Raw genomic sequence first — 12,573 nt, forward strand, 5'->3', positions numbered from 1 at the left:
CGCCTCAGCCCTCCGCGATCGCGACGCTGCGCGGCAGCGCCGCCACCCGGTCCCCGGCGCAGAGGACGACGTCCACGCCGCAGGGGAAGCGCCGCCGGTTCGCCGCCCATGCCGCCGGGAACCCGTCCGGCGCGCCTGTCACGCGCAGCCGGTGCGCCGCCTCGATCCCCGGCCCGGTCAGGCGCCAGCCGGCACCTTCCTCCAGCGCCGCGACCTGGAGGACCAGCGTGGCGGAGCGGTGCGGCTCCTCGTCGCTACCGGGTTCCAACGTGCCCAGCGCCGGCGGCGTGCCGGTCGCCAGGACGAAGGCGGCCCCCGAGGCGCCATCCACCAGCGGGCAGCCGGCATGGAAGCGCAGCCATTCCGCCGCCGCCGCGCCGGCATCGGACCAGACGGGCGTCTCGGCATCGGCCAGCGTCAGCAGCACCGCGGCGGCGGCGGGGGAGAGCGGCGCCGGACCGCTCGGCGCCAGCGGCAGGCGGAAGACGCGGCCCGGCCGGGCCATCGCCTCCAGCACCGCGCGGAAGGTCGCCTGGGGCCCCGCGACGGGGTCGGCGAAGCCGGGAAGCAGGTCGCTCATCGCATGTTCGCCATCGTGAAGAACTGCACCCGCGTGGCCGCCGCCTTGCGCGCCTGGACCTGCCGCGCGGCCTCCTGTGCCTCGGCCAACGGTGCGATCACCCCGTCCAGCAGCGCGCCGCGCCGCGCCGGGTCCTGCAAGGCCGCGTCCAGCACGGCGGACAGCTCCGCCGCCCGCGCATCCCGCCCGGCGCGGTAGGCATGGCCCACCGCCCCGTCCGCCAGCCGCACGGCACAGCGCGTCACCGTCATCTCGCCCAGGTTGAACGGCGCCCCGTCCCCCCCGGCCCGGCCGCGCACCATCACCAGCCCCGTCTCCGGGCCGCGCAGCCGCGTGTGCGCCGGCAGCGGCGTGGCCTCCAGCCGGGCCTCGATCTCCCCGGCGCCGGCCCGGGCCAGCACCCCCATCCAGCGGCGTCTCGCCTCGGTCATGGCTGCGGTCCCCGTTGCCGTTGCGCTCGTTCCCCGGGGGAGGCGCCGCCTCCCCCCATTCCCCCTCCGCCGGGGGCGGGCCGGCCCCCGGACCCCGGCAGGAGTCTGGCTCCGCGCGGCCAGGGGTTTGGCCTTCGGGCCGAACCCGGAGAGCGCGTGGTCAGGCGGAGCGCAGAGAAAGCGGAAGAATCCGGCAGCGAGCGCGGTGGCCGAACCCGCCGGAGGTCCACGACCTCCGGCGACGTGACCCCGTGTCCGGCTGTCCCGCGGCAGCACCCACCGGGTCCAGGGCCCGCAGGGTCCTGGCAGATAGGGGGGATGGGGGGAAAGACGGCGTCTTTCCCCCGGGGGGTCGCGCCACGCATCACGCCACCAGCCCGTCCAGCCGCAGCGTGCCATCCGAATAGACGGGCACCCCGGCCCGGAGCGTCGCGCGGATGCGGGGCGGGGCGTCGCCGCGGTCCTCGACCAGGGCGAGGTCGGCGCGCTGCCCTTCCGCGACGGCGCCACGGTCTTCCAGCCCCACGGCGCGGGCCGGGTTGCGGGTGACGAGCGCGATCGCCTCCGGCAGGGGCATCACGCCGGTGCGGGCATAGGCGAAGACCGCCGGCAGCATGGCGCCCTGGTGGTAGTCGGCGGCCAGCGCGTCGAGCAGGCCTGCCTCGGCCAGGGTCAGGGCGGAGATGTTGCCGGTCATGGAGCCGCCGCGCAGGGCGTTGGGCGCGCCCATCAGCGTGGCGAGGCCGAGGTGGCGCGCCTCGGCGGCGGCGGCGACGGTGACGGGGAACTCGCTGATCGTCGCGCCCAGCGCCTGCATCACGCGCACCTTCTCGGGCGTGTCGTCGTCGTGCGAGGCGATGGGGATGCCGCGCTCGCGGGCCAGGCCGGTGACGCCCTGCGCCACCTCCCAGGCGAGCGGCGTGGCCTCGCGCGCGGCCATGCGGGCGCGCGCCTCCGCCTCCACCGCCGCCGCGTCGTGGCCATGGGCGCGGACGTAGTAGCTCACGTAGTGCTCGAGCTGCCGGTACTGGCCCTGGCCCGGCGTGTGGTCGGTCAGCGAGACCAGGTGCACCAGCTCCCGCCCCACCAGCTCCCGCAGCACGGGCTCGGCGCGCGCGTTGGTCACCTCGAAGCGGGCGTGCACGCGCAGGTCCACCAGCAGCCCGTCGCGCGCGGCCATCACCGCCTCGACGATGCCGCGCGCCTTCTCCTCGGAACGCAGGTGGCCGCGGTCGCGGGTCTCGGCGAAGGAGACGCCGGCATAGGCGGTGGTGACGCCGGAGGCGGCGAGGCGGCGGTCCAGCTCGGCCACCGCGACGGGCAGCGGGAAGGGGGCGCCGGGGCGCGGCTCCACCTCCTTCTCGATCATGTCGCCATGCAGGTCGACGAGGCCCGGGATCAGCGTCAGCCCGCGCCCGTCGATCGCGGGACCGGGGGCCTCGCCCTCGGCGATGGCGGCGACGGTGCCGCCCTCGATCCGCACCGCGCCGCGCGCGACGACCTGATCCGGCAGGACCAGCCGCAGGTTACCCAGCCACATCGGCGGCATCTCCGTCACGGCCGAGCAGGGCCGAATTGTCGATCGAAAGCTGCACCCGCGCCCCGGCCCAGACCGTCTCCGACCAGGCGATGGGCACGCCGGACAGGTCCGCATCCACCTTGCAGACCACCAGCACCGGGTCGGTCGCGGCCTGGTCGAGGTGGCGCGCCTCCCCGGCGCTGGGCAGGCGGGTGGTGATGGTGGAGGTGAGGCGCAGGTAGTCGGCCACGCCATAGGCGGCGAGCACCCTGCTGATGCCGTCCCCGTCCCGGAACGCCTCCAGCAGCCCGGGGAAGCGGCGGGCGGGGTAGCAGGCGGTGGAGAGGTTGACCGGCGCGCCGTCGGCGAGGCCGAGGCGGCGCAGGCAGTGCACCGGCTCCCCTTCCGGCAGCCGCAGCGCCAGGGCCACGCCCGGCGGGGCGGGGATGTCGATCCCGGACAGGAGGGTGCCGGAGGGCTCGCGCCCCTGTTCCAGCAGGTTCTGCGAGAAGCGGGTCCGCTCCGACAGCCGGTAGTCCAGCACCCCGGCAGGGCGGACATAGCTGCCGCTGCCGTGCCGGATGCTGACCAGCCCCTGCGTCTCCAGCGCCTCCAAGGCGCGGCGGACGCTGTGCCGGCCGACGCCGAAGCGGGACATCAGGGCCGTCTCGGTCGGCAGCCGCGCCCCGGGGGCGAGGCGGCCATCGCGGATCTCCGCCAGCAGCGCGGACCGGATCCGGTGCCAGAGGGCCTTGTCGGGAGGATCGGAGGTCATGGTGTGGCCACAGGATAGGACCGGCGATGATTCATTCGGATGACTTTCGGCTGACAATCCCGTGACATTCCGGCCCGGCCCCCACCGCCCCGGTGGGAACGAATCCTCCTCCCGCGCGCTGTGAGGGCCAGAGCCGGGCCGATCCGATCGGCGGGCGGCGGTGGGCCAGGAGCAGGGAGGCCGTCGGCAGCGGCATGGACAACCGCACGGAGACACGAAACCTGCGCCCGCCGCCGCCGGAGGAGGCCCCGCCGCCACCGGCCGGCCGCAGCGCCTCGCCCCGCCGGCGCCGGGCCGGCTGGGTGGTGGCGGGGCTGGTCGTCGCGCTGGTCGCCGGCCTGCTGCTCGACCGTCTTTTCATGGTCCGCCCCGGGGCGACGGAGCGGGTCGTGATCTCTCGCGGCGGCGAGGTCATGGCGGTCTACGGCCCCGGCCAGGACCGCTGGGTCAATCCCTGGTCGCTCCGCCGCACGGTCTTCGACACCGCCCTGGTGATGGCCGACCGCTCATCCGACAGCCGCGGCATGACGGCGGTGAGCGCCGAGGGCTACACCGCCACGGTCTTCGGCGCCGCCTTCTGGCGCGAGGGCACCGAGGAGGACATCCGCTGGCGCTATGCCCATACCCGCAGCCCGCTGACCATGATGCCGCAGCTCATGGCGGGCGCGGTGCAGGCGGTGCTGGGCCAGTTCGGGCTGGAGCGCGCCATCCGCGACAATGCCGCCTTCCAGGAGGCGCTGACCGCCGACCTCCGCGCCCGGGCCCGGGCGCTGCTGCATGTGGAGGTGGTGTCCTTCGTGGTGACGGGGATCGATCCCGGCGACGCGTTCCGGCGCGTGGTGGCGGAACGCGAGCTGGGCAAGGCCCGCGCCGCCTCGGTCGCGCTGTCGCCCGCCCTGGGCGGCGGCCCCGCCGCGCTGGAGGTGGAGCGGATCCGCCAGTGGGACGGGCGCGGCGTGATCCCGCCGGAGCTGCGCGCGCCGGTGCCGGAAGAGCCCCGGGAAGGGACGGCGGGGCGCTGACCCCCCCCGGCGAGGGGCGCGTCAGCCCTGCCGGGGCCAGGGCAGGCGGAAGGCGACCAGGGGCTCCTCCGCCGCCGGGCGGGGGACGCGCACGACCTGCAGGGCGCTTTCCATGGCGGCGACGGTCGCCTCCATCCGCTTCGCATCCTCGGGCGAGAGGCGCAGGCCGAGGGCGCGCAGCCGGGCCTCGAAGGGGGTCTCGCTCATGCCGCCGTTCCTTCCAGGGCGATGGCGGGCCGGCGCCCGCGCGTGCCCAGCGCCTGTTCCATCGCCGCGCCGACCTTCAGCACCAGCGCGTCCTCGAAGGGGCGGCCGCCGATATGCAGGCCGATGGGCAGGCCGGCCGGGTCGAAGCCGTTGCAGACGGACAGGGCGGGCCAGCCCAGCAGGTTGTGCGGCCGGTTGAAGAAGGCGGAGCCGTTGCCGCTGCCGAAGATGTCCTCGCCGATCGGCGAGGCCACCTGGCGGGAGGTGGGGAAGACCAGGATGTCCACCTCGCGCATCACCGCCGCCGCTTCCGTCACCAGCCGGGTGCGGTGGCGCTGGGCGTTGACGTAGTCGGGCGCGGGGACGAAGGCGCCGGCCATCAGCCGCTCCCGGCCATAGGCGCCGTAGAGCTCCGGCGTGGCGCGCAGCCATTCCGCGTGGATGGCGTGAGATTCCGAGCGCGAGATCAGCAGCCCGACCGAGGCCCAGGTGCCGAAGGGCGCCAGCGTCACGTCGCGGAGGCTGGCGCCCAGGTCGCGCAGGGCGCGGAGCGAATCCTCCATGGCCGCGAGGACCGCCGGCTCGCAGGCCACATCCTCCTCGTAGAAGTGGCGCACCACGCCGACGCGCAGCCCGGCGAGGCCCTTCTCCGCCCCCTCGGCGCAGGCGGCGGCGTAGTCGGGGATCGCCACCTCCGCGCTGCCGGGATCGCGCGGGTCGTAGCCCGCAAGCGCCTGGAGCAGCAGGGCGCAGTCCTCGGCCGTCCAGGCCATCGGCCCGGCATGGTCGAGCGAGAAGGCCAGCGGCAGCACGCCGCGCCGGCTGACCAGCCCGTAGGTCGGCTTGTGCCCGGCGATGCCGCACCAGGCGGCGGGGCCGCGGATCGAGCCGCCCGTGTCCGAGCCCAGCGCCGCCGGCAGCATCCCCGCCGCGACCGCGACCGCCGAGCCGGTGGAGGAGCCGGTCGGGTCGCGCTCCGTGTCCCAGGGGTTGCGCGAGGGCGGCCAGGGCAGGTCGAAGGAGGTGCCGCCGACGGCGAACTCCCAGGTGTTCAGCTTGGCCGGGATCACCGCCCCTGCCGCGCGGAGGCGGCGCACCGTCTCCGCATCCTCCAGCGGCACGTGATCGCGGAACAGCGCGGAGCCGCCGGTGGTGGGCACGCCCTCCGTCTCGTAGATGTCCTTGAGCCCGACGGGGATGCCGTGCAGCGGGCCGCGCCAGCGCCCGGCGGCGATCTCCGCCTCCGCCGCACGGGCCTCGGCCATCGCCGCCTCGCGCATCGGGGCGATGACCGTGCAGAGCCGCCCGTCCAGCGCGTCGATGCGGGCGAAGCAGTGCTCCGCCAGCTCCACCGGGGAGAGGCGGCGCATCCGGATCAGGCGAGACAGCTCCGCGACGGTGGCGAAGTGCAGGGGGGCGCTCATCGCTTGTCCACCGTGGCGAGATCCTGGAACCAGCTCTGCGCCGAGACGAAACCGGTCACGTTGCGCGCCATGGCCCGCGGGTTGAGGTCGTGCACGATGTAGAGCCAGGGCGCCGCGTCGACCAGCCGCTCATGCGCGCGGGTCAGCGCGGCGTTCGCCGTCGCCGGGTCGGTCGCCGTCTCGACCTGGGCGAAGGCCGCCTCGAAGCCGGGATCGTCGAAGCCGCCCGCATTCTGCCCGCGCGGCGCGATGGCGGAGGCGAGGAACCAGCGCGCCATCACCGAGGGGTCGGAGGAGACGAGCGAGATGTTCAGCGCATCCGCCCCCAGCCAGGCGGGGCTGTCCACCGCCGAGCGCAGGCCGGTGAGCAGGGTGTTCCACTCCACCGTGCGGAACTCCACCTGCACGCCGCAATGCTCGCGCAGCGATTCCTGCAGCGCCTCGTTCATCGGCAGCGGCAGCATCTGGCCGGAGCCGGAGGTGGAGATGCCCACCGTCAGCTTCAGTGGCCGCTGCGGGCCGTACCCCGCCTCGGCCAGCAGCGCCTTCCCCTTCGCGGGGTCCAGGCGGTACTGGTTCTGCGGATTGCCGAAGAGCGGGTTGGAGCGGTTGTAGAAGCCCACCGCCGGCTCCGCCGTGCCGTTCAGCAGCCCGACCAGACCGTCGCGGTCCACGCAGTAGTTCAGCGCCTGCCGCACGCGCAGGTCGGCGGCGGGGCTGCTCGCTCTGCCGATGGCGAAGATCCAGGGCCAGACATGCGGGTAGGAGTTGGTGACGACGCTGAACCCGGCCTGCTTCAGCGAGGGGATGCCGTCGGGCGGCGGTACCTCGATCCAGTCCACCTGCCCGGAGCGCAGGCCGGCGAGGCGGGTGTTCGCCTCCGGGATCGGCAGCAGCAGCACGCGGTCCAGCTTCGCCCGGCGCGGCACGTCCCAGTAGCCGTCGAAGCGCGACAGCTCCACGCTCTGGCGCGGGGTGAAGCGGGTGATGCGGAAGGGGCCGGTGCCGGCCGCGCCGGTCTGCGCCACCTTCGCCCAGTCGCGCCCCGCATCCTCCCACGATTTCGGCGAGGCGAAGAGGATCACCGTGCTGATGTAGGGGAAGTAGGAGATCGGCCGCGGCGTGGTGAACTCCACCGTGCGGTCGTCCACCTTGCGGTAGCCCGCGACCATGCCGGAAAGCCGCCCGCGGGTGATGGCCGCCCCCTGCGGCTCGGCCTGCGGCGCGCCGTCCTTGAGGAAGCGGTCCAGGTTCCAGATCACCGCATCGGCGTTGAAGGGCGTGCCGTCGTGGAAGGTGACGCCCTGGCGCAGGGTGAAGCGCCAGATCTTCGGGTCGGCCGGGTCCTGCGCCCAGCTCTCGGCCAGTCCAGGCTTCAGCGGCGCCGGCACGTCGGCGCGCGAGAGGTCCCACAGCACCAGGCTCTCGAAGACCGGGTAGCCGAGGAAGCGCATCCCTTCGTAGCCGTTGTTCGGCATGCCTGTGATGGTGGGCACGTCCGCCGCCGTCATGGCGATGCGCAGGACGCCGGGCTGGCCCTGCGCCACGGCCTCGCGCGGCGCCGCGAGGCTCGCGGCAAGCGTGACGCCGATGCCCAGCAGGGCGGCCGTGATCCTCGATGTCCTCACGCTGTGCGGCTCCCTGTCCCGATGAAGGCGCGGCGTCGTGGCGGCGCGGCCCCCGGGGCTTTGCAAGCCGCATGCCTCCCGCCGCTCCCCCCCCATCCGGGGCGGCGCGCTTGCCCGTGGCGGGCGCGCGGGGTGTGATCCGGCATCCCTGGCGGCGAGGACATGCAGCGCGTCGGCATCCGCACCTGGAATCCGCTGCGCAACTGCGGCGATGCCGTCGCCGCCTGGCTGCTGCGCGACGTGCTCGGCCTCGCCGCGGTCGCGGTGCCGCCGGGGCAGGAGCACGTGCTGCCGATCGGCAGCATCCTGTGGCTGGCGACGGCCGCCTCGCATGCCTGGGGGGTGGGGCTGCACCGGCCGGATGCGGCAATGCCGCCGCTGGCCCCCGGCCGGATCGCCGCCCTGCGGGGGCGGCGGACCGTCGCGGCGCTGCGCGCCGGCGGGCTGCGCGTGCCGGAGGTGCCGCTGGGGGATCCGGGCGTCCTGGTCGCCCGGCTGCCGCAGGTCCGGGCCTGGCAGGAGGAGGTGCGGCGCGACGGCTTCCGCCATCGCGCCGCGCTGGTGCCGCACTGGTCCATGACCGGCCACCCCGCCTTCCGCGGTTTCCCCGGCCTGGGCGACGACGTGACCCTGGTGGACATGCGCACCGATGGGCTGGAGCCGCTGCGCCGGATCATCGGCGCCGAGGTGGTGCTGTCGCAGAGCCTGCACGGGCTGGTCTTCGCCGAGGCGCTGGGGCGGCCGAGCCTGTGGCTGGGCGATCCGGCGGACGTCGCGGGCCGCTTCAAGTTCGAGGACTGGTACGGCGAGGTGGACAACCCCCCCCGCGCCCCCTGGCCGCTGGACCGGCTGGGGCGCGACGACCTGGCCCGGGCGGAGCCGCGCGCACCGCGCGTGGACGCCGCGGCGCTGGTCGCCGCCTTCCCGCGCGCGGCCCGGCTGCCGCCCCGGCCGGGGGCGGTGGGGTTCGAGGCCGCCCGGCGGGCCTCGCCCGTGACCACCGTGGTGGAGGGGTTGCTGGGGCCGGAGCCCCGGCCGCTCGCCGCCCTGCCGCCCGGCGCGGCCGGCCGCCTGTCGCACGGGCTGGGCCGGGCGCTGGACGCCCTCTACGCCGGCTGGGACGAGCGGCCCTTCACCCTGCTGCACCGCCCCGGCTGGCGGCCGCCGCCCGGGCTGGCGGTGCAGCTGCGCGCTTATCTGGAGCAGCGTCCGGTGGAGCTCGTCTCCGTGCTCGACCCGGCCCACCGGGCACGCCTGCCCGGCCCGCCGATGCCCGCGGGCGAGTGGGCGGGGTGGGCGGTGGCGCCGGGCCTGGCGGTGCTGGGCGACGCGCTGATGCTGCGGCCCGGTGGCGATGGCCGCCTGGATGCGCGGATCGACGCCATCTTCGTCCCGCCCGTCGCCGGCCCGATCGGGGGCCCGCCTCCGGCACCGGGTTGAACGGCGTCTTCGCCGCCGCGCGCAGGGTGCCGAAGCCGGCCTCGCGCAGCACCGCCAGGGCCGGCGCCGGCCCCCGGCCGGGCGAGGCGGACCGCGCGGCTGCGGGCGTCATGCGTCCCGGCGCGTGACGGGCGCCGGCCTCCGGCGCGGGCCGCCTGGCCCGGGCGAGGGGAGGTGGCCCGCCTTGCGTCCCGGTCCCGGCCCGGCCCGGCCCCTTCCGTGGGGCTAGCGCCGCCGGCCGCGCGAGGTCCAGCTCGGGTGGCTCGCCTCCTGCGCCACGGCCTGCGCCGCCTCGTCCACCAGGCGCAGGCGCGGCAGGTCGTCCAGCCGGGCCAGCGTGCCCTCGCCGCCCAGGGTGAAGCCCGGCACGGCCAGCGCCGCCGCCGCCGCCGCGCGGTCGTCGCGCCGCAGGGCGGTGAAGGCGGCGTAGAAGGCGCCCATCGCCACCTCCGGCGGGACGGAGGGCGCGACCCCCAGCGCCTCGCGCATCTGCGCCCGCGCCATGCGCAGCCGGGGCTGCAGCAGCGGGTCGACATCCACCTGCCACAGCGGCTCGACTTCGGCGGCGCGGGCGAGCTGCTCCACCCGGAAGGCGGCCAGCGCCGCGGCGGTGGGCTGGCCGGCGAGCTGGCCGGTGCGGCCGAAATCCCACGGCGCCGACAGCGCCCCCGCCCGGACCGGATCCCCCAGGCCGAACAGGTAGGGCTGCGACGGGTCGGTGGAGCAGCCGGCGCCGGCCAGGGTGGCAAGGCCCAGCGCGGCGGCAAGGAGCGGGCGGAATCGTGTCATGCCGGCATTCTGGGCAAGCCGGCCGGCAGCGCACAACGCGCCCGGGCCGATTGTCACACTCGGGTGGCCGCCTCCGGGCGGGCATGCGCCGCGCGGCGGCCGCAACCCAGGGCTCGGCGCTCCGGCCTTGCCGCGCGCGCCCGTGCCTGTCACACAGCCGCGCCCTCGGAGCCAGGAGGAGGGGAAGGCCATGCCCGCCGACGGTCCGAACCCGGCCCTGCTGCCCGCCGGGCTGAACGACCTGCTGCCCCCCGACGCGGCCCGCGAGGCGGCGCTGGTCGAGGCGATGCTCGCCGTCTTCGCCGCCCATGGCTACGAGCGGGTGAAGCCGCCGCTGCTGGAGTTCGAGACGGGGCTGCTCGCCGGCTCCGGCGCCGCCGTGGCGGAGCAGACCTTCCGCCTGATGGACCCGGTCAGCCAGCGCATGATGGGCCTGCGCGCGGACACGACGCCGCAGGTCGCGCGCATCGCCGCCACCCGGCTGCGCCACCTCGCCCGGCCGCTGCGGCTCTCCTACTCCGGCCAGGTGCTGCGCGTGCGCGGCACCCAGCTCGCGCCCGAGCGGCAGTTGCCGCAGGCGGGGATCGAGCTGATCGGCCACGACAGCCCCGCCGCCGACGCGGAGGTCGCGCTGGTCGGCATCGAGGCGCTGGCGCGGATCGGCGTCACCGGGGTCGGGCTGGACATCACCCTGCCCGCCATGTCGCCCGCCCTGCTGGACGCGGCCGGGCTGACCGGCGAGGACCGCGACGCCCTGGCCTTCGCGCTGGACCGCAAGGACGCCGCCGCCGTCACCCGCCTCGCCATCGCCGCCGGCCCGCCCGCCCACTTCCTGCCCGAGCTGCTGGCCGCCACCGGCCCGGCCGACGCCGCCCTGGCCGCGCTGGAGCGCTGTGCCTTGCCGCCCGCCGCGCGGGCCATCGCGGACAACGCGGCGGCGGTGATCGCCGCCATCCGCCGCCGCGCGCCGGGGCTGCGCATCACCCTGGACCCGGTGGAGTTCCGCGGCCTCGGCTACCACACCGGCGTCGCCTACACCGTCTACGGGCCGGGGCGAACCGGCGAGCTGGCGAAGGGCGGGCGCTACCGCTCGGGCGAGGAGCCGGCGACGGGCCTGACCCTCTATCCTGACGCCGTGCTGCGCGCGGCGCCCCGCGCGCCGGAGCCGCTGCGGGTCTTCGTGCCGCTCGACGCGGAGGCGGATGACGCGGCCGCCCTGCGCGCGGCCGGCCACGTCACCATCGCCGCGCTCTCGGCGGCGGACGATCCCCGCGCCCTGCGTTGCACCCATTTCCTGCGCGGCGGGGACGCCGTGCCGATCGCCGCGCCGACGGGGCGCGAGGCGGTCCTGTCGGTCGCCGGAAAGGACTGAACCATGGCCAATGTCGCCGTCATCGGCGCCCAGTGGGGCGACGAGGGCAAGGGGAAGGTGGTGGACTGGCTCGCCAGCCGGGCCGACATCGTCGTGCGCTTCCAGGGCGGCCACAATGCCGGCCACACGCTGGTGGTGGGCAACCAGACCTACAAGCTGAGCCTGCTGCCCTCCGGCGTGGTGCGCGGCAAGCTGGGCATCATCGGCAACGGCGTGGTGCTGGACCCGAAGGCGCTGCTCTCCGAGATCGCGAAGGTCGGCGCGCAGGGGCTGGAGGTCGGCCCGCACAACCTGCGCATCGCCGAGAACGTGCCGCTGATCCTGCCGGTGCACCCGGCCATCGACAAGGCGCGCGAGGCGGCGCGGGGCGACAACAAGATCGGCACCACCGGGCGCGGCATCGGCCCGGCCTACGAGGACAAGGTGGCGCGGCGCGCCATCCGCCTGTGCGACCTGGCCGAGCCGGAGACGCTGGCGCACAAGCTCGACGAGCTGCTGCTGCACCACAACACGCTGCTGCGCGGGCTGGGGGCGGAGGAGTTCACCAAGGAGGCGCTGCTGGCCGAGCTGCTCGACCTCGCGCCCAAGCTGCTGCCCTATGCCGAGGCCGCCTGGGAGCGGCTTGACGAGGCGCGGCACGAGAACAAGCGCGTGCTGTTCGAGGGCGCCCAGGCGGTGATGCTGGACGTGGACCACGGCACCTACCCCTACGTCACCTCCTCCAACACCGTCGCCGGCAACGCGGCCGCCGGGGCGGGCATCGGGCCGCATGCCATCGGCACGGTGCTGGGCATCGCCAAGGCCTACACCACCCGCGTCGGCTCCGGCCCCTTCCCGACGGAGCTGCACGACGCGATCGGCCGGCAGCTCGGCGAGCGCGGCCACGAGTTCGGCACCGTCACCGGCCGCCCGCGCCGCTGCGGCTGGTTCGACGCCGTGCTGGTGCGCCAGGCGGTCAAGGTCGGCGGCGTGGCCGGGCTGGTGCTGACCAAGCTCGATGTGCTGGACGGGCTCGCGGAGCTGAAGGTCTGCACCGGCTACCGCCTGGGCGGCGAGGTGCTGCGGCGCCTGCCGGCCTCGCCCGCCGCCCAGGCGGCGGTGGAGCCGGTCTACGAGACGATGGAAGGCTGGAAGGAAAGCACCCGCGGCGCCCGTTCCTGGGCGGAGCTGCCGGCGACGGCGGTGAAGTACGTCCGCCGCATCGAGGAGCTGGTCGAGGCGCCGGTGACCATGCTCTCCACCAGCCCCGAGCGTGACGACATCATCCTGATGAGCGATCCCTTCGCGGGGTAAAGCCTCCCTCGTGGCATCGCGCCCGTTCCCCGGGGGAGGCCCCGCCTCTCCCGATACCCCCTCCGCCGGGGGCGAGCCGGCCCCCGGACCCCG

Annotated in this window: 12 protein-coding genes; 4 read left to right on the forward strand and 8 right to left on the reverse strand. The window is 75.8% G+C overall.

The annotated features are described in order from the left end of the window. Positions 1–4 precede the first annotated feature (4 nt). From phnH to phnF, 4 genes are all read right to left on the reverse strand, one after another. A complete protein-coding gene (gene phnH, locus LPC08_RS22805; protein ID WP_230450511.1) occupies positions 5–580 on the reverse strand; it encodes a phosphonate C-P lyase system protein PhnH in 576 nt (191 codons plus the stop codon). Further along, complete coding sequence (gene phnG, locus LPC08_RS22810) at positions 577–1,011, reverse strand: phosphonate C-P lyase system protein PhnG (RefSeq protein ID WP_230450512.1); 435 nt, start codon at positions 1,009–1,011, stop codon at positions 577–579. The genes phnH and phnG overlap by 4 nt, the downstream gene beginning before the upstream one ends. 364 nt (positions 1,012–1,375) lie before the next feature. Further along, positions 1,376–2,551 (reverse strand): alpha-D-ribose 1-methylphosphonate 5-triphosphate diphosphatase, encoded by a 1,176-nt coding sequence (locus LPC08_RS22815; protein ID WP_230450513.1) that lies wholly within the window; start codon positions 2,549–2,551, stop codon positions 1,376–1,378. Next, positions 2,538–3,305 (reverse strand): phosphonate metabolism transcriptional regulator PhnF, encoded by a 768-nt coding sequence (gene phnF, locus LPC08_RS22820; protein ID WP_230450514.1) that lies wholly within the window; start codon positions 3,303–3,305, stop codon positions 2,538–2,540. Before phnF ends, LPC08_RS22815 begins: the two co-directional genes overlap by 14 nt. 194 nt (positions 3,306–3,499) lie before the next feature. On the opposite strand from phnF, the gene LPC08_RS22825 reads away from it, so the two are divergent. Beyond that, positions 3,500–4,327 carry an SPFH domain-containing protein gene (locus LPC08_RS22825; protein WP_230450515.1) on the forward strand — a complete coding sequence of 276 codons (828 nt, stop codon included), beginning with the start codon at positions 3,500–3,502 and terminating at the stop codon, positions 4,325–4,327. A 21-nt stretch (positions 4,328–4,348) separates the two neighbouring features. Here LPC08_RS22825 and LPC08_RS22830 read toward each other — a convergent pair whose 3' ends face one another. From LPC08_RS22830 to LPC08_RS22840, 3 genes are read right to left on the reverse strand one after another with little or no spacing between them, the layout of a single operon-like run. Beyond that, entirely contained in the window at positions 4,349–4,534 is a 186-nt protein-coding gene (locus LPC08_RS22830; RefSeq protein WP_230450516.1) for a hypothetical protein, read from the reverse strand. Next, positions 4,531–5,958, reverse strand: a complete 1,428-nt coding sequence (locus tag LPC08_RS22835) for an amidase (protein ID WP_230450517.1) — start codon at positions 5,956–5,958, stop codon at positions 4,531–4,533. The genes LPC08_RS22830 and LPC08_RS22835 overlap by 4 nt, the downstream gene beginning before the upstream one ends. Next, complete coding sequence (locus LPC08_RS22840) at positions 5,955–7,586, reverse strand: ABC transporter substrate-binding protein (RefSeq protein ID WP_230450518.1); 1,632 nt, start codon at positions 7,584–7,586, stop codon at positions 5,955–5,957. The genes LPC08_RS22835 and LPC08_RS22840 overlap by 4 nt, the downstream gene beginning before the upstream one ends. Positions 7,587–7,748: 162 nt before the next feature. Here LPC08_RS22840 and LPC08_RS22845 point away from each other — a divergent pair, with 162 nt between their 5' ends. Continuing rightward, positions 7,749–9,026: a glycosyltransferase family protein gene (locus LPC08_RS22845; RefSeq protein ID WP_230450519.1), complete on the forward strand. Its 1,278-nt coding sequence runs from the start codon at positions 7,749–7,751 to the stop codon at positions 9,024–9,026. A gap of 225 nt (positions 9,027–9,251) precedes the next feature. Here LPC08_RS22845 and LPC08_RS22850 read toward each other — a convergent pair whose 3' ends face one another. Beyond that, on the reverse strand, positions 9,252–9,815 hold the full coding sequence (locus tag LPC08_RS22850; RefSeq protein ID WP_230450520.1) for a hypothetical protein: 564 nt from the start codon (positions 9,813–9,815) through the stop codon (positions 9,252–9,254). Between the two features lie 190 nt (positions 9,816–10,005). Between LPC08_RS22850 and LPC08_RS22855 the strand changes: the two genes are divergently transcribed. Together LPC08_RS22855 and LPC08_RS22860 are read left to right on the forward strand one after the other, a co-directional pair. Beyond that, a complete protein-coding gene (locus LPC08_RS22855; protein ID WP_230450521.1) occupies positions 10,006–11,187 on the forward strand; it encodes an ATP phosphoribosyltransferase regulatory subunit in 1,182 nt (393 codons plus the stop codon). Between the two features lie 3 nt (positions 11,188–11,190). Next, complete coding sequence (locus LPC08_RS22860) at positions 11,191–12,480, forward strand: adenylosuccinate synthase (RefSeq protein ID WP_230450522.1); 1,290 nt, start codon at positions 11,191–11,193, stop codon at positions 12,478–12,480. Positions 12,481–12,573 lie beyond the last annotated feature (93 nt).

The organism is Roseomonas sp. OT10, assembly GCF_020991085.1.
Taxonomy (GTDB): Bacteria; Pseudomonadota; Alphaproteobacteria; order Acetobacterales; family Acetobacteraceae; genus Roseomonas; species Roseomonas cutis.